Below are 14,765 nucleotides of genomic sequence, written 5' to 3'. Positions count from 1 at the left end.
ATGAAATGTCAGATAAACGCAAAGATGATCAGGGTGGAACGGGCACCGGGACAGCGATCCTGAACAAACCCGAAACCAGGACCAAAAAGCCCTCCATGTACAAGGTCCTGATGCTCAATGACGACTTCACGCCGATGGAGTTCGTCGTGCATGTGTTGCAGCGTTTTTTCCGCATGAATCTGGAACAGGCCACCGAAGTGATGCTGCATGTCCACCAAAAGGGTGTCGGTGTTTGCGGTGTGTTTCCTCTGGATGTCGCGGAAACAAAGGTCAATCAGGTGATGTCCTTTGCCCGCAGCCATGAACAGCCGCTGCAATGCACGCTGGAAAAAGAATAAGGCCGTCTGCCTGAACGCATCGGCTCGGACTCCGTCCGGCACAGGACGGGTCGGTTCAAGGCAGGCCCCGCCGAAAGCGGGCCACAACCAACGATAGCAGAGAAGGCACATACACATGCCCAGTTTTTCCCCTCATTTGGAAGCCACATTGCACCGCGCTCTGCATGAAGCGAACGAGCGCGCCCATGAATATGCCACGCTGGAACATTTGCTTCTGGCCCTGATCGACGATCCGGATGCCCGCGCGGTTCTGAAGGCCTGTGCCGTCGACATGGACCAGTTGCGCGAAGAGATCGCCGCTTATCTTGATGGTGAGCTTGATTCCCTGAAAGTGGACGACAGCGGTGTCGAAGCGACGCCGACGGCCGGGTTTCAGCGCGTGGTCCAGCGTGCCCTGCTGCATGTGCAGTCTTCGGGCCGTGAGGAGATGACCGGTGCCAACCTTCTGGTGGCGCTGTTTTCCGAACGGGAAAGCCACGCGGTCTTTTTCCTGCAAAGTCAGGATATGACGCGCCTGGACGCGGTCAGTTATATCTCGCACGGGATTGCCAAAGTGCCGGAATTGAAGGAGGACCGCCGTGTCCGGGGTGTCTCCGAGGAAGAGGAGGAGGCCCGGGGCCCGTCTCCGTCCGAACCGGGCGAGGAAGAGGATGCCAAGGCCAAGAATTCCGCGTTGGCGCAATTCTGTGTCGATCTCAATGCCAAGGCACGGGCCGGCAAAATCGATCCGCTGATCGGACGCGAGAAAGAACTGGAACGTACAATCCAGGTTCTGTGCCGGCGTTCGAAAAACAATCCGCTTTTTGTCGGCGATCCGGGGGTCGGCAAGACGGCCATCGCCGAAGGCCTGGCCCGCCGTATCACCGAGGACAGTGTTCCCGACGTATTGAAGGGGGCCATCATTTACGCACTGGATATGGGGACGCTGCTGGCCGGTACCCGCTATCGCGGTGACTTTGAAGAGCGCCTGAAAGCGGTCGTCAAGGAACTGGAAGCCAAGGACGACGCCATCCTCTTTATCGATGAAATCCATACCGTGATCGGGGCAGGGGCGACATCCGGCGGTGCGATGGATGCCTCCAACCTGTTGAAACCTGCGCTGGCCTCGGGCAGTCTGCGCTGTATGGGGTCCACGACCTATAAGGAGTTCCGCGGCCATTTTGAAAAAGATCGTGCGCTTTTGCGGCGGTTCCAGAAAATCGACGTGAATGAGCCCTCGCTTGAGGATGCGGTCAAGATTTTGCAGGGCCTGAAACCCTATTTCGAGAAGCATCATGGCGTGCGTTACACGGCGGATGCGATCAAATCATCCGTGGAACTGGCGGACCGCTACATCGGTGACCGCAAGTTGCCCGACAAAGCCATCGATGTGATTGATGAAACCGGTGCGGCGCAGATGCTGTTGCCGGTGTCCAGACGCAAAAAAACCATCGGGGTCAAGGATGTGGAGGCGGTCGTGGCGAAGATTGCCCGCATTCCCGCCAAAACCGTCACCCGTGATGAAAGCCGCGTCATGAAGACGCTCGAGAAGGACCTGAAGCGGGTTGTGTTTGGCCAGAACAAGGCGATCGAAGCCCTGACGGCCGCCATTAAACTGAGTCGTGCCGGCCTGCGTGAAGCGAACAAGCCGATCGGGTCCTACCTGTTCAGCGGTCCCACGGGTGTCGGCAAGACCGAAGTGGCCCGTCAGCTCGCCGACCTTCTGGGCGTGGAACTGCACCGTTTTGACATGTCCGAATATATGGAGCGGCACTCCATTTCCCGCCTGATCGGGGCGCCGCCGGGATATGTCGGATTCGATCAGGGTGGGTTGTTGACCGATGCGGTCGACCAGCATCCGCACAGTGTCCTGCTGCTGGACGAGATCGAAAAGGCGCATCCGGATCTGTTCAACGTTCTTCTTCAGGTCATGGATAACGGAACCCTCACCGATCACAATGGCAAGAAGATCGATTTTCGCAATGTGGTGCTGATCATGACCACCAATGCCGGCGCGCAGGATCTGTCAAAGACGGCGATCGGCTTTGGCCAGGAAACCAATACCGGCGCGTCAGAAGAGGCGATCAAGCAGACCTTCAGCCCTGAATTCCGCAACCGTCTGGACGCGACCATTCCCTTCGACTTCCTGTCGCCGGAGGTGGTTGCCCGTGTGGTTGAGAAGTTCATTCTGCAGCTTGAAATGCAGTTGGCCGACCGCAATGTGGAGATTTCCCTCACGGATGAGGCGAAAGCCTGGCTGGCCAGAAAAGGGTATGACCGTCTGTATGGTGCCCGGCCTTTGTCGCGTGTCATTCAGGACAACATTAAGAAACCGCTGGCTGACGAGCTGCTGTTCGGCCCTATTGCCAAAGGCGGCGAAGTTGTGGTCAAGCTGAAGGGCGATGCCCTGACGTTTGAGGTGACGCCCCATGCACCGGCCCCCAAAAAGGCAAAAGCGGCCAAGACGAAAAAAGCAGCCATCAAACCGCTGAAAAACCCGCCGGCCAAGCGGAAACCCGGAAAACCACCGGTTCCGCTGGACTAAACCCCGGGCAACAGTCACGCATGCCGGCCCTGTTGGGGCCGGCATTGTCTTTCAGCATAAACGGGCTTTCAGGGCACAACGGGGAAGGAACATGCGCCTTTTTCGTATTATTATTCCCGTCGAGGATATTGGCCGCGCCCTGTTTTTTTACACGCAGGTCTTTCAGCAGCAGGGTGAGCGTGTGTCGCCGGGGCGGCATTATCTGAACTGTGACGGCGTGACGTTGGCGCTTTATGACGCGGCTGCCGATGGTGATCCGGAACGGCCGGTTCCCATAAGCGAGCCGCTTTATTTCGCTACCGATGACCTGGAAGGCGCCTACAGACGCTGTCTTGAGGCAGGGGGCCGTTTCCCAACGGATTCGCCGCCCGATACCGGGCCGCTGGGTCATATCTGGATGCGTCCGTGGGGAGAGCGGTCTTTCTATGTCCAGGACCCGTTCGGCAACAGCCTGTGTTTTGTGGATCAGGACACGGCTTTTCAGGGCATATCCGGCTAGTCAGGCAAAGGTGTGACACCGATCCTACAGTGCCGGATACGGCATCAGCTTTTTTTGAAGGGCGTCTGTTCCGCCAGCCAGGCGACTTCTGTTTCCACTTCGCGGCGTTCATGGTCCAGATATTGTGCAACGGCGGCCCGGAAGCGTGGATCGGCGATCCAGTGCAGGCTGTGGGTCATGACCGGTTCATAGCCCCGCGCCAGTTTATGCGGCCCCTGTGCGCCCGCCTCGACGCAGTTCAGGCCATGTGCGATGGCATAGTCTATGGCCTGATAGTAACAGGCTTCGAAATGCAGGCATGGATGATCCTCCACACAGCCCCAGTAGCGACCGTAAAGTGTGTCGGCGCCGATAAAATTCAGTGCCCCGGCCACGGGCTGGCCGTCCCGCTCGCACAGGAACAGAAGGATATCGTCCCCCATCCGGTCGCCGATCAGCGAGAAGAAGGTTCTGTTCAGATAAGGGGTGCCCCATTTGCGGGCCCCGGTATCGAGGTAAAACCGGAAAAAGGCGTCCCAGTGCCGTTCCGTGATTTCGGCGCCGCGCAGGTGGCGGATGGTGATGCCGTTGCCGAGTGCCGTGCGCCGTTCCTTGCGGATCTGTTTGCGCTTGCGGGAAGACAGGGCGTTCAGAAAGTCGTCAAAATCGTCATAACCCTGATTGCGCCAGTGAAACTGTTGATCCGTGCGCCGCAAAAGTCCAAGACCGGCGAGCCGGTCGGCCTGCTCCGTTTCGGTGAAGGTGATATGCAGGGAGGAAAGGTCCACTTTTTCCGATAACTGCATGGCGGCGCTGAGCAGGGCCGGTTCCAGCCGTGGTCGGTCCAGAGGGTTGCGGACCAGAAGGCGCGGGCCCGTGACCGGCGTGAAAGGGATACTGGCCTGAAGTTTGGGATAATACCGGCCGCCCGCGCGTTCAAAAGCGGCCGCCCAGGCATGGTCGAAGACATATTCGCCGTAGGAATGGGTTTTGATGTAAAGCGGCATGGCTGCCAGAACGGCGTGATCCTCGGGGGTTTTGAGCGTCACATGCTGGGGCTGCCAGCCGCTGTCGCCATCTGCGCACCCGGAATCTTCCAGGGATTTCAGGAAGGCGTGGCACACAAAGGGATGTGACGGGCCCGCACAGGCGTCCCAGTCCGTTGCGGGAATATCGGCGATGCGGCTGTGAAATTCGGCAATGAGACTGCCGGTGTCGTCTGGCATGGTCTTTCCCTGGCACCCTGATACAAAGATCGGCCGGCCGCGTTAACCTTGCGTACCGTTCCCGACAATGGCCGGCGCTTCGAAAATTAGGGCGTCGGCATGCTGACGGCCAATATTTTCCTGTTTTTTATCGCGGACCGTCCAGGTGAGGAGCGGTTTATCGCTGGCGCGCCAGCGTCTGCACAAGCCGTTGGGAAGCAAATTGATGTCACATGCCAGAAAAGCCGGATTTTGCCGCCACAGCCAGAGGGGCAGACGCAGGCGGTGCCGCAGATTGAGAAGAGCACCCCGGCCGATTACAAGCCCGCGCGGCAGGGCAGGCACGACGCGGGCGAACCATTCCACGATGTTCCGGTCAAAGGACATGATGGCGACATCGCCGCGATACCCTTCCAGCGCCCTGCGCACACCGGCACATAACAGCGGCAGGGGGGTGTCGGACCAGGACTTCAGTTCGATGTAAATCGGCACGCGGCCGGCCACGCAGTCCAGGGTATCGGGCAGGCTTGGAATCCGTTGATCACTGTCAGCCAAAGGCATCTGCTGACATTCGGACAGGGTCAGGGCACCGATACGGTGTTTTTGCCCGGCAAGGCGCTCGGCTGTCCTGTCGTGGAAAACAGCGATGAGATTGTCCACCGTGACCTGAACGTCGATTTCAACCGCATAGCCTTTTGAGGCCGCCGCATCAATCGCGGAAAGGGTGTTTTCAATCCTGCCGGGTGCGGTTCCGTGCAGACCACGGTGTGCAATGTCGCGTGCGCCGATCCAGTCCGTGTCGTGTGAGGTCCTTGCCGTCATGGAGCCCTCATATTACCGACCGTCAGTCGATTTCCACCAGAGCGTCGATTTCGACGGGTACACCGAGGGGCAGGGCATTGACACCCACCGCCGAGCGGCTGTGCCTGCCGTTTTCCCCGAAAATATCCACCATAAGATCGCTGGCGGCATTGATGACTTGCGGCTGCTCGGTGAAGCCGTCCACACAGTTGACGAAACCGCCGAGTTTGACGATGCGGTTTACGCGTTCCAGATTGCCGCCGGTTGCGGCATTCAGTTGCGCGATGATATTCAGCGCGCAAAGACGGGCGGCCGCTCTTGCCTCTTCCACACTGACATCGTCGCCGACCTTGCCCTGATAATCCAGCCCGTCCGCGCCCATGGGAATCTGGCCGGAAATACTGATCAGATTCCCGCTTTGGACGAAGGGAACATAATTTGCGACAGGGGCAACCGGCATGGGGATTTCCAGCCCCATCTGGGTCAGGCGCGTTGCAACGGACATCGTCGTCTCCTTGGCTCACCAGCGATGGCCCTGAGCGGGTAGGCCACTCAAGCATTTTGCAGAGTTCGGCCTATAGCAGATGCAGCCCCCGAGGCAAAGGGAATGAATGCCCGGCCGGCACGGTCAAGGAGGAAAGGCGGTTTACCGGCCGGTGGCGGCCATGTGTCCATGACAGGCTTTGCCAGCGTTTTTGCCGGCGGCTTTGTCGGCGTACATGGCTTTGTCGGCGCGTGCGATCAGCTGTGCCGGGTCGGCGGTACCTGAAAAGGCTTCTCCCCCGATGGAACAACTTATGGGGATGGGCAGGCCATGCCACTCGATCGTACTGCCGGCTATGATCTGCTTCAGTGTTTGCAGGCGTTTCATGCCGTGTTCGGCTGTGCAGCGCGTCAGGATGATGGCGAATTCATCTCCGGCGATCCGGGCGACAATATCCGTGGGACGGATGCGTTTTTTCAAAAGGGCGGCTACGTGGCGCAGGACAGCGTCGCCTGCGGCGTGTCCGTGCCGGTCGTTGATATCCTTGAAGCCGTCCAGGTCGATAAAGCCCAGAACCCCGCTGTCGCCGTGGCGTGCGGCACTGGCCAGCGTCTGGCCCAGCATCTTGCGCAGACCCCGGCGGTTTGGGATGCCCGTCAGGTCGTCTGTCTGGGACAATTCTTCCAGGTGGGAAATTCGTTCCTGCAGTTCGACCATGCGCTGTTCCGCCGTGGCTGCATAGCTCATGACCTCGGCGATCAGTTGCCAGCCCTGGCTGTCCACCTTCATTCTGGATGCGGTGGCACGCTGAACCAGACGGGCGGCCAGCCCGCTGACATATGGGTTCAGGTCAGCCTTTTCCTTCAATCTGGTGGCGTTCTGGTCGAGCATCCGGGTATCTCCAACAACAGATGTTTCACCCCCGGCAAGCTCATAAGCAAAGGGTGTGCCAATATTTTCCGAAAAGCCGATATTCTCTGAAAAGATGGGTGAGCGGGGCGTGGCGCCCGGATCACTTCAGGCTGCGGCCCTTGACGACAGCGCTTTTGCCAAATTTGTCCCGCAGACTGTCAACGGCCCTTTCGGCCCGGGCGCGGCGGGTGCGGGCCGTGTCGATCAGATCGTCCGGGTCCGCTTCGTCCAGGGGGCGGAAATGGCTGGCGCCGATACCGATCAGTCGGTAGGCCGTCCCGTCGCACAGGGGGTTGAGGAGTTGCCGGCCCGTATCGAACAGAATATCCGCCAACTGGGTCGGGGTTTCCAGCGTCCGTGATCGGGTGCGGATTTTGTGCACGCTGGTTTTCACTTTCAGCGTCACCGTTTGCCCGGCCAGCTTCTTGCGCTTCAATTGGGCCGACACGGATTCACACTGTTTCCAAAGAATTTTCTCAAGGGTTTCGGGGGCGGAGACGTCATAATTGAGCGTGGTTTCACTGGACACGCTTTTCACATCCCTTTCGGGTTTGACCGTACGGCTGTCTTCGCCCCGCGACAGCCGGTACAGGCGACTGCCGATGGAACCGTAGCGGCGCATCAGTTCGCCCTGTTCCATACACTGCAACTGTCCGATGACGGTCAGTCCGTCGGCGGTCAGGCGCGCTGCCGTCCGCTTGCCGATGCCGAAAATGCGGGTAACGGGCATGTCCGCCAGCCGGGCTTTGGCTTCTGCCTGTCCGATAACGGTGAAACCGCGGGGTTTGTCCATATCCGAGGCCAGTTTGGCAAGAAATTTGTTGGGTGCCAGGCCGATGGATATGGTGATGCCGACCTTTTCCTCCACCTCACGGGCCAGACGGCAAAGGGCAATGGCGGGCGGAACACCATGCAGCCGTTCTGTCCCGCCAAGGTCAAGAAAGGCTTCGTCCACCGAGAGCGGCTCGACCAGAGGCGTCAGTGCCTGGAACATTTCGCGGATTTGGGCGCCGGCGGTTTTGTATTTGGCCATATCCGGTTTCAGCACGATCGCATCGGGGCACAGCTTTCGCGCCTTGAACATGGGCATGGCGGATCTGACCCCGCTCATACGGGCAATATAGCAGGCTGTGGAGACAACGCCGCGCCGCCCACCCCCGATGATGAGCGGTTTGTTTTTCAGATCCGGATTGTCACGTTTTTCAACGGCGGCGAAAAAGGCGTCGCAGTCCACATGCGCGATACTCAGCTTGAACAGCTCGGGATGCCGCAATATGCGGGGCCGGCCGCAGACAGGGCAGTCCACCGGGATGGTTTGCGCGGGGTCGCCGTCCGTGTCGGTCACACTGTCGCAATCCCGGCAGAGGAACGTCATGACCCTTCCTCACGCCAGAAGACCGAAAAGATGGGCTTCCAGCGCCGTCCAGTCGTCAAGGCGGATATGTGCGTGTTCCGCCTTGCCGATCAATCTGGCAAGACGCGGGTCCGCCACCGAGTGGATGCGGTGGGTTTCCGGGGCGTGCGCGGCAACGGAGCTGACCTGCGGCGGCAGATCGTCGATAAAGACCACCGGGCCTTGTGTCCGGTCGGCAAGACTGCGGACGACAGGACCTTTTTCACCGCTGTTGGCCAGCACGGGAAAGGCCATGCCGTGACCGGCAAGGGCTGCCGCGCGCCGGTCCCGGCACCGGGCCGGCACATTGCTGAGAATGGCGATCCGGTATGCGCCCGACAAACGGTCAAGTGCAGCCGCGGCGTCAGGCACCGCATCGATATCATCGACACAGGCATCAAAAAAATCGCTGATCAGCCCTTTGGTATGCGCGGGCGGCACGGGGGCGCCGCTGTCCCGGGTGAAGATATTTCCGCTTAGCCGGAAACTGTCCAGGCGCAACAACAGGCCCTGACTTTCAAGATATCGTTCCAGTCTTTCGACGAATCGCAAAAGCACTTCATCCGCGTCCACAAGCAGCAGGGGACGGTTGTCCAGTGTCCCGGCGAAGTCATCCGGATCGTGTGCCGCATGGCGTTCCGCGCTCAGGGTCATGTCCAGTGCCTTTGCGTCCCCGCCAGGACCTCCCACGCGGTGGTGATATCATCCGCGGGCAGGCAGAGATAATCGGCCAGGGACAGCAGGTCCGGTTCAAAACCGACATAGAAGTCGAGAAGCCCGGCCAGTCCCTCGCGGCAGGCAATGGTCTCTTTCAGTGCCGCTTCGTCGAGCCCCGTCAGTGCCAGAAAACGATCCCGGCGCGCGTCCTCCAGCATCAGGTGCTCGACGGCTCTAAGAGCAAGCAATTCGGCCCGGTCCTGTGTCATCATATTCTTGAGCATACGGCCTTCCATCACACCGGGTATTCCATCACGGAATTGTTTTACCTAATATCCGATCTATCGTATCGATTTGTGGCGTCATTTCCCGTAGATAAATCCTTGGTCATCATGCCCGTACAAGTTTTGCAGTTATGTAATGACTTCAGTTAAACATGTCACAGAGTCTTGTCATGCAGACTCGCAGCGGCCTATTATTAAGCCACATTAAAAAAAGCCGGGAAAGTCTGGGTGTATCATGGCGAAGAAAATCCTGATCGTAGAGGACAACGAGCTTAACATGAAGTTGTTCTGCGATCTTCTGGAAGCGCACCATTATGAGACGATCCAGACCCGTGACGGTATGGCCGCCCTTGATCTGGCGAGAGAGCACCATCCCGATCTGATCCTGATGGATATACAACTCCCCGAGGTGTCCGGTCTCGAAGTCACCAAATGGCTGAAAGAAGATGAAGACCTGCGCGCCATACCGGTCGTTGCCGTCACGGCCTTTGCCATGAAGGGCGATGAAGAAAAGATTCGCGAAGGCGGCTGCGAAGCCTATATCGCAAAACCGATTTCGGTCGGCCATTTTCTTGAGACCGTCAAACAATTTGTAGGGTAATTCATGACGGCACGCGTACTTGTGGTGGATGACGTTCCCCCAAACGTCAAGCTGCTGGAGGCCAAGCTTACAAGCGAATATTTCGATGTTCTGACGGCATTTAGCGGCCCGGAGGCGCTGGAAGTCATCAGTCGTGAACATCCCGATATCGTTTTGCTTGATGTGATGATGCCCGGCATGGACGGGTTTGAAGTCTGCCGCCGTATCAAAGCGGACAAGGTGACTGCCCACATCCCCGTTGTCATGGTTACCGCACTGGACCAGCCGTCCGACCGTGTGGCCGGTCTGGATGCGGGCGCGGACGATTTCCTGACCAAACCGGTTCAGGACCTGGCCCTGTTTGCGCGGGTGCGGTCCCTGGTCCGTCTCAAGGTCATGATGGATGAACTGCGAAACCGTGAGGCCACCGGCGTCAATATGGGCTGGGACAACGTGCCCAGCACCGAGCTTGAAATCAATCTGCCGGCCGATGGGTCCATTCTCATCGTGGACGAACAGGAACGCGTCATGGAACGGATTGCCCGTGCGCTGGACGATGTGGGCGAACTGACCTTTATGTCCGGCGGCGACGATGTGGCCGAACGGGCGCGCGAAAAGAATTTCGACCTGATCATTGTTTCGCTGACCATGCGCAATACGGACGGGCTGAGAGTATGTTCCAAACTCCGCTCCTTTGAGGAAACGCGTCATGTCCCCATTCTGGTCATGGTGGATGACGGCAATACCAAGCTGCTGGTCCGGGCCCTTGAAATGGGCGTCAATGATTATGTGGTGCGCCCGGTTGACCGCATGGAGTTTCTGGCACGGGTCAAGACGCAGTTACGGCGCAAACGCTATGCCGACAAATTGTGGGAAAATTTCCACATGTCCATGCAGCTTGCCACCACGGATGCGGTGACCGGGCTGTATAACCGGCACTATCTGACCAGCCATATGGAGACCCAAATTCAGTCCGCCGACCGCAAGGGCAAGACCCTGTCGGTGTTGATGATGGATATCGACCATTTCAAGCGGGTCAATGATACGCAGGGTCATGCCGTCGGCGACCGGGTGCTCAAGGAATTTGCCATGCGTATCGGCAAGAATATTCGCGGTGTCGACCTGGCGGCCCGGTATGGCGGTGAAGAATTCGTTGTGATGATGCCGGAAACGCCGGTGGACTGGGCCCTGATGATCGCCGAGCGCCTGCGCGAGGAAATTGCCGACAATCCCTTTGACGTCGGTCTGAAAGACGGCCCCCTGAACATCACCGTTTCCATTGGTGTTGCGGCCAGTCAGGCCGACGAAACGCCCAGCCAGCTTCTCGAAGTGGCGGACAAGGCCCTTTATGCAGCCAAGGAAGGCGGCCGGAACAAGGTCGTCGTTGCCGACCGCGATGGGTAAATAAAAAGCCGCGCCGGTCTCAGATGAAACCGGCGCGGCTTACGAAAAGATCGACATAAGTCCTATTTGATCTTGGCTTCCTTGAAATCCACATGCTTGCGGACAACAGGATCATACTTCCGCTTGACCATTTTTTCGGTCATGGTGCGGGGATTTTTCTTGGTCACATAAAAGTAACCCGTGTCGGCTGTGCTGACCAGTTTGATCTTGATGCTCGCCGGTTTTGCCATGGCTCTTAAACTCCACGAAAATTCTGTCGGCCCGTCATATCCGGCCGCTTCGAGGGCGCGACAATAGTCGCCGGCGGCAAGAAGTCAAGACTCAATGACCGCAAGATGCAAATTCGGCCAGATTGCGCACCGCGAATGTGGTCAGACCGTACAAAGCAGTGCTAACCGTGCGGTAACACTTTTCTGAAACAAGGGGTGTATGAAGGCGCGTATCGTTACGGGTGCATGCCGGGTTTGGCCGGGATATGCCCCTAAAAGACCGTCAAAGCCAGTGGGATAGGGATTTATGATAAGCGACGCAGATCTGATGCAGGAACTTCGCACCGAGGCCATTGACGCGGCCGAGGATCGCCTTGCCAATATGAACGAAGTGCTTGTTCAGTTCCGTGACGGGATGGTGAAGTCGGAGGATACCCTGGCCACCATCCGTCTGGATACCCACTCGTTGAAGGCCGTCGCCGCCAGTTTCGACATGACGGCGCTGAAGGCGATGTGCCACCGTTTTGAGGACTATCTTTTCAATATCAAGGCGGTGGACGGCAGAATTCAGGGGGACATGCAGGTCTTTGTCGACCGTATGTCCGAGTGCCTTGATGCCTTCGTCAAGCGTGAAACGATGGATATTTCCAGCCTCGTGCGCCAGCTGCCGATGAAGGGTGGTTTCGAAGTCGGCGACATCACCGTGACCGATATCGAGGTTATGCTGGTGATGCAGCCCGGCACCGCCACCAAGATTGTAACCCGCGAGCTGATCGAATGCGGGTATCGCATCGTCAACGTCGCCTCCACGCTGGATGCTTTTCATCTGGTGCCGTCCATGCGGCCCGATATGGTGATCATCTCCCGCGTTATGCCGGAACTGTCGGGTATTGACCTTGCCTGCGCCCTTAAGGCGATGCCGACAACCCGGGACATTCCCGTCGCGCTGATCGCGACGGTGGACCGTAAGGACGAACATCTGAAAGACTTGCCGAAAACCGTGCCGATCCTGCGAAAGGGCAGCAAGTTTGCCGACAGTGTTGCCGACGTCTTTGTCGAGCTGGGCATTCTGTAAACCCACAAACGGGCCGGCTAACGGCGGGCTTTGCTTCGGCGTTTGCCTGGTTTGGTGTTTTTATCGTATGCACCGGCGCTGCGTTGTCTGGGGCGCCTGTTCGGCTTGCCGCTGATGAAAGCGGGCAGGTCCCGGTCGCCGGCCAGTTCCAGCCTGAGGCCCCCGGTAAAGCGGTTGGCTTCCAGCAGCTTGACGTCCACGGCGTCGCCAAGACGAAATTCCTCGCCGTAATTTTCGCCGATAAGGCTGTGTCGGGTTTCGTCCAGGCGGTAATAATCCTGTCCCAGGGTGGAAATGGGGATCAGGCCGTCCCCGCCCGATGGTTCCAGCGCGACAAACAGCCCGTGGCGTGACACACCGCTGATACGCCCTTTGAACGTCTGACCGACACGATCGGTCAGATAGGCGGCGAGATACCGGTCGGTGGAATCCCGCTCCGCCGCCATGGCGCGGCGCTCCGTCGCGGAAATATGCTCTCCCGTGTCGTCCAGGTTTTCCATCTCGTCGTCGATGAGACCGTCCTTGCCAAGTTTCAGCGCCCGTATCAGGCCGCGATGGACAATCAGGTCCGCATACCGCCGGATTGGCGAGGTGAAGTGTGAATATCGTGGCAGCGCCAGCCCGAAATGTCCGCGATTGTCCGCGCCGTAATAGGCCTGTGTCTGGCTTCTGAGGACGACTTCATTGACCAGACGTTCATGGGGGCTGCCCTCGACCTGTGCCAGGATACCGTTAAACAGGCGCGGCTGCATGACCGCACCGCGCGTCAGGGTCAGGCCCAGCGTGGACAGAAAATCCCGCAGCGTTTCCAGCTTGTCCATGGGCGGTTCTTCGTGGATACGGTAAAGATGCGGCATGCGATGCTTTTCAAGCGTTTCGGCAGCGCAGACATTGGCCAGTATCATGAATTCTTCGACAATGCGGTGGGTGGTCAGCCTTTCCCGCAAGGCTATGGCTGTGACACGACCGGCATCGTCCAGTTCAATCCGGCGTTCGGGCATGTCCAGATCCAGCGGCTGGCGTCTCTCCCGTGCGGTCATCAGAGCGCCAAAGGCCCCTGCCAGCGGTTTCAGAACACTGTCCAGAAGGGGGCCTGCGGCCTCACCCACCATTCCGTCCAGCGCCCTCTGCGCTTGTGTGTATGTCAGATTGGCGTGGCTGTTTATCATGGCCCGTTCAAAACGATGCCGGCGTTTGTGGCCCTGTGCGTCCAGCCAGATATGGACGACCATGGCCGCGCGGTCTTCGCCCGGTTTCAGGCTGCACAGCCCGGCTGACAGTTCTTCCGGCAGCATGGGCACCACACGGTCGGGGAAATAGCAGCTGTTGCCGCGTTTGCGGGCTTCGCAGTCCAGTGCGCTGCCGGGGCTGACATAGTGGGCGACATCGGCAATGGCGACGATGATGTGCCAGCCGCCGGGATTGCCGGGATCGTTGTCCGCTTCGGCGAAAATGGCGTCGTCATGGTCGCGGGCATCGGCAGGGTCGATGGTGATCAGCGGTATTGCGCGCAGATCGGTGCGCGCGCCCACAGGGGGCGGTGTGACGGCTTTCGCCTGATTGAGAACGTCATCCGGGAAAACATGAGGGATGTCGTGGGCATGGATCGCGATCAGGCTGATGGACCGTGCCGCTGTGACATCGCCCAGCCGTTCGCTGACGCGGGCCATGCGCGGGCCGCTGCCTCGGCGGCGGCCGCGTCCGACGGGCTGCGCCAGGACCAGTTCGCCCTCGACGGCGCCGCCCGTGTCCCCTTCGGCGATCAGATAGTCGTCGCGATTTTTCTTGTCGATGGCATGCAGGCGACCGCCCCCTGAACCGCCGTGAAAAATACCGAGAATATCGTCGGGCAGGCTTTCCAGGCGTTTCAACACATGCGCCCGATAGCGTGTGCCGCCATCGTCAATGGGGATCAGCCGTGCAAGTGCCCTGTCTCCGGGACCCATGGCCGATACGCGCGGCCCTTTTCCCCGTCCCCGCCTGCGTTCATCCAGATAAATCCTGGGCGGGGCCGCCTCGTCCTTCCAGCCCGCCGGGCGGACCAGAACATCGCCGTGGTCGTCCAGTCCGGCGAATTCCACTACCTGTACACCCGGCAGCCGGTCGGCCGGCCGCAGGGCACGCGCGGCATCCTTGGCGATCAGACCGTCCTCGGCCATTTCCCGCAGCATTTTTTTCAGGAGAACCTTGTCGGGGCCGCGCACATTGAAAGCGCGGGCGATTTCCCGTTTCGTGATCTTGCCGTCCGCGGTTTTGAGGAACGCAAGGATTTCGTCCCGGCTTGGCGGGGGGGCGGGATCGGTTTTGCTGCTCACCGCTTCGTCCTTTTTTGCGGCCGGGTCGTTTTCATGGTCCATACCATGCTGTTGCCGTCACCTTCCCGTATTCGGGCGGGCATTCAAACGGGCCGCCCAAGGGTGA

15 protein-coding genes are annotated in these 14,765 nt (G+C 59.1%); 6 read left to right on the top strand and 9 right to left on the bottom strand.

Annotated elements, in window-relative coordinates:
• Positions 1-5 precede the first annotated feature (5 nt).
• The 3 genes from clpS (at position 6) to BXY39_RS13520 (ending at position 3,361) form a co-directional block, all read left to right on the top strand.
• On the top strand, positions 6-338 hold the full coding sequence (gene clpS, locus BXY39_RS13530) for an ATP-dependent Clp protease adapter ClpS (RefSeq protein ID WP_121939423.1): 333 nt from the start codon (positions 6-8) through the stop codon (positions 336-338).
• Positions 339-453: 115 nt separating this feature from the next.
• Positions 454-2,862, top strand: coding sequence for an ATP-dependent Clp protease ATP-binding subunit ClpA (clpA, locus tag BXY39_RS13525; protein WP_121939422.1), 2,409 nt, complete (start codon positions 454-456; stop codon positions 2,860-2,862).
• 91 nt (positions 2,863-2,953) lie between these two features.
• The gene (locus tag BXY39_RS13520; RefSeq protein ID WP_121939421.1) at positions 2,954-3,361 is read left to right on the top strand and encodes a VOC family protein; all 408 of its coding nucleotides are present in this window, start codon (positions 2,954-2,956) and stop codon (positions 3,359-3,361) included.
• A 44-nt stretch (positions 3,362-3,405) separates the two neighbouring features.
• Here the strand turns inward: BXY39_RS13520 and BXY39_RS13515 are convergent, their stop codons facing one another.
• The 7 genes from BXY39_RS13515 to BXY39_RS13485 all read right to left on the bottom strand — a co-directional run bounded on the left by BXY39_RS13515 (position 3,406) and on the right by BXY39_RS13485 (position 9,076).
• Positions 3,406-4,566, bottom strand: coding sequence for a GNAT family N-acetyltransferase (locus tag BXY39_RS13515; RefSeq protein ID WP_121939420.1), 1,161 nt, complete (start codon positions 4,564-4,566; stop codon positions 3,406-3,408).
• Between the two features lie 42 nt (positions 4,567-4,608).
• Positions 4,609-5,367, bottom strand: a complete 759-nt coding sequence (locus tag BXY39_RS13510; protein ID WP_121939419.1) for a glycerophosphodiester phosphodiesterase family protein — start codon at positions 5,365-5,367, stop codon at positions 4,609-4,611.
• 22 nt (positions 5,368-5,389) lie between these two features.
• Positions 5,390-5,851 carry a RidA family protein gene (locus BXY39_RS13505; protein ID WP_121939418.1) on the bottom strand — a complete coding sequence of 154 codons (462 nt, stop codon included), beginning with the start codon at positions 5,849-5,851 and terminating at the stop codon, positions 5,390-5,392.
• 141 nt (positions 5,852-5,992) lie between these two features.
• On the bottom strand, positions 5,993-6,721 hold the full coding sequence (locus BXY39_RS13500) for a GGDEF domain-containing protein (RefSeq protein ID WP_121939417.1): 729 nt from the start codon (positions 6,719-6,721) through the stop codon (positions 5,993-5,995).
• 121 nt (positions 6,722-6,842) lie between these two features.
• The gene (locus tag BXY39_RS13495; RefSeq protein WP_121939416.1) at positions 6,843-8,117 is read right to left on the bottom strand and encodes a DNA polymerase IV; all 1,275 of its coding nucleotides are present in this window, start codon (positions 8,115-8,117) and stop codon (positions 6,843-6,845) included.
• Positions 8,118-8,126: 9 nt separating this feature from the next.
• Complete coding sequence (locus BXY39_RS13490) at positions 8,127-8,789, bottom strand: hypothetical protein (protein WP_121939415.1); 663 nt, start codon at positions 8,787-8,789, stop codon at positions 8,127-8,129.
• Positions 8,786-9,076: a DUF3572 family protein gene (locus BXY39_RS13485; RefSeq protein ID WP_170163843.1), complete on the bottom strand. Its 291-nt coding sequence runs from the start codon at positions 9,074-9,076 to the stop codon at positions 8,786-8,788. The genes BXY39_RS13490 and BXY39_RS13485 overlap by 4 nt, the downstream gene beginning before the upstream one ends.
• A 235-nt stretch (positions 9,077-9,311) precedes the next feature.
• On the opposite strand from BXY39_RS13485, the gene BXY39_RS13480 reads away from it, so the two are divergent.
• Together BXY39_RS13480 and BXY39_RS13475 are read left to right on the top strand one after the other, a co-directional pair.
• Complete coding sequence (locus BXY39_RS13480; protein WP_121939413.1) at positions 9,312-9,677, top strand: response regulator; 366 nt, start codon at positions 9,312-9,314, stop codon at positions 9,675-9,677.
• A gap of 3 nt (positions 9,678-9,680) precedes the next feature.
• Complete coding sequence (locus BXY39_RS13475) at positions 9,681-11,060, top strand: PleD family two-component system response regulator (protein WP_121939412.1); 1,380 nt, start codon at positions 9,681-9,683, stop codon at positions 11,058-11,060.
• Between the two features lie 62 nt (positions 11,061-11,122).
• Here BXY39_RS13475 and rpmG read toward each other — a convergent pair whose 3' ends face one another.
• Complete coding sequence (rpmG, locus tag BXY39_RS13470) at positions 11,123-11,290, bottom strand: 50S ribosomal protein L33 (protein ID WP_121939411.1); 168 nt, start codon at positions 11,288-11,290, stop codon at positions 11,123-11,125.
• A 286-nt stretch (positions 11,291-11,576) separates the two neighbouring features.
• Between rpmG and BXY39_RS13465 the strand changes: the two genes are divergently transcribed.
• A complete protein-coding gene (locus BXY39_RS13465; RefSeq protein ID WP_121939410.1) occupies positions 11,577-12,344 on the top strand; it encodes a response regulator in 768 nt (255 codons plus the stop codon).
• Between the two features lie 17 nt (positions 12,345-12,361).
• On the opposite strand, the gene rnr is transcribed toward BXY39_RS13465, so the two are convergent.
• Complete coding sequence (gene rnr / locus BXY39_RS13460; RefSeq protein WP_245999202.1) at positions 12,362-14,659, bottom strand: ribonuclease R; 2,298 nt, start codon at positions 14,657-14,659, stop codon at positions 12,362-12,364.
• Between the last annotated feature and the right edge of the window lie 106 nt (positions 14,660-14,765).

Source organism: Eilatimonas milleporae (genome assembly GCF_003688555.1).
Lineage (GTDB): Bacteria > Pseudomonadota > Alphaproteobacteria > Sphingomonadales > Kordiimonadaceae > Eilatimonas > Eilatimonas milleporae.
The sequence above is the reverse complement of the archived record's forward strand: the minus strand, read 5'-3'. Positions and strand labels throughout refer to the sequence as shown.